This window comes from Embleya hyalina, assembly GCF_003967355.1.
In the GTDB taxonomy this organism is placed as follows: domain Bacteria; phylum Actinomycetota; class Actinomycetes; order Streptomycetales; family Streptomycetaceae; genus Embleya; species Embleya hyalina.
Window position 1 is genome coordinate 1 of record NZ_BIFH01000004.1, and the last position, 1,094, is coordinate 1,094.

Sequence of the window (1,094 nt, forward strand, 5' to 3'; positions counted from 1 at the left end):
GGTGAGCAATCCGGTCCCTGGTGGTCGGCGAGGGCGGTTGCTTTCCGTTGTGCCACGTGGTTTCGTCCGGGGAACTTCAACGGCTGGGGTTATGACGACGCGGCGGTGGTGTGTCCCAGGAAGGCTGTGGTGGTTGCCACGAACCGGTCGGCGTCGTCGAGCCACGGGTGGTGTCCGGCGCCGGGCTGGACGACGAGTTCGGCGTTCGGGAAGAGGCCCGCGAACTCGGCCATGGTGTGGGGAGGGGCTCCCGGGTCGGCTTCCCCGGCCAGGAGGAGGACCGGCGGGGTGAACCGGGCGAGTGCGGTGCGGGTGGTGTCCGGGGCGAAAGCGCCTTCGGCGCCGAAGGCGGCGACGATCTCCGGGTTCGTCCGCTCGTCCCCGGCGGCTTGATGCGCCTGAGCCGCCTCGTCCCAGCGGCCGTGGGAGAACGGTGCGATGGCGTTCCAGCCGTCGGCGGTGGCCTTGCCCGCCACGATCGCTTCCAGGGCCGTGAACGCTTCCGGGAACCACGGTTCGTTCCGGCGGAGTTGTGCGGTCTCCAGCCGGAGGTCTCCCGGGATCGTGAGGCCCACGGCCCTGACGCTTGGCGTGATCAGTGCGAGCTTGCTGACCTTTTCCGGATGACGGCTCACGTAGAGCACGGCCAGATTGGCGCCGGCGCAGTGCGCAAGCAGTTCCATCCGGGCGAGGCCGAGGTGCTCGCGCAAAGCATCGATGTCGTCGACGAGACGGTCGCAGCGGCAGGATGCGATGTCCTGTGGTTTCTCGGACTGGCCGGTGCCCCGCAGATCCGGCCTGATCAACCGCCGGTGGGCGGAGAGGCCGCCGAGGTCGTCGAGGTATGCGGAATCCGTCGGGCCTCCGGGCAGGCAGACGACCGGAGGGCCGTCTCCGAACACGTCGTAGGCGAGCTTGGTCCCGTCGTGCGCGGAGAAGGTAGGCATGGTCGAGACCATGTCAGCGGCGTTCGCGAGGGGGCAACCGGGTTTCTCAGCCTGCCTGTTGTCGAAAAGGTCGAGCAGTGCCGCGGCTTCAGCGAGGAACACTCACCGGATCGACGCCGTGGCCGGCGCACTTTTCCTGCCGGATCG

Annotated in this window: 1 protein-coding gene; it reads right to left on the reverse strand. The window is 68.8% G+C overall.

The annotated features are described in order from the left end of the window. Nucleotides 1-89 precede the first annotated feature (89 nt). Nucleotides 90-947 (reverse strand): alpha/beta fold hydrolase, encoded by an 858-nt coding sequence (locus EMA17_RS00015; protein ID WP_126634749.1) that lies wholly within the window; start codon nt 945-947, stop codon nt 90-92. Nucleotides 948-1,094 lie beyond the last annotated feature (147 nt).